At 44.5% G+C, this 524-nt stretch carries 1 protein-coding gene; it reads right to left on the minus strand.

The window, feature by feature from the left end; genetic code table 11:
• The coding region (locus BM613_RS14720) for a RusA family crossover junction endodeoxyribonuclease (RefSeq protein ID WP_245926409.1) at positions 1 to 377 on the minus strand (377 nt) is incomplete at its 3' end.
• Positions 378 to 524 lie beyond the last annotated feature (147 nt).

The raw sequence follows: 524 nt of genomic DNA on the forward strand, positions 1-524 counted from the left end.
GCACACCGAATCTCATGTTGGAGACTTCTACTGACTTCCTCAGAAAAATCCTCGAAATCATTTTTGAGTGATAATTCGATTTCGATTCTTGGCCGCTCATAATCGACGCCAAAATCCATAACGCGCGGCAACACCATGCAATCATCAACGAATGCAACGCCTTTTAGCGCATCGAGCAACAATTTAAGGACATTGTCCGTGTCGCGCCGCCTTCGATCCGGCCAAAAAATCCACACACGCAAAATGATTTTTTCGTTTGGCGGTGGCATGCGCCAATTGTTTTTTCTCATCCAAGAAAGTGTTTTCCAACTGGCTTCTTCGATGAACGCTAAATAGGCGTGATTGAGTGTAGGTGGAATCGGAAGAATCAAGCGCACAAAAATACCCCCTTTTCAAAAGGTGGGCGGGGTAAGAAATGTATGAGTTTTGAAACCAAATCCCATGAGATTTCGTCTACACTGCATAGTTAAGAGGAGGGTGTTTTCGTGAAAAAAGTGTTTGTGTTTCTCGCAGGCCTACTGAGT

The organism is Sulfoacidibacillus thermotolerans, assembly GCF_003144315.1.
In the GTDB taxonomy this organism is placed as follows: domain Bacteria; phylum Bacillota; class Bacilli; order Alicyclobacillales; family SLC66; genus Sulfoacidibacillus; species Sulfoacidibacillus thermotolerans.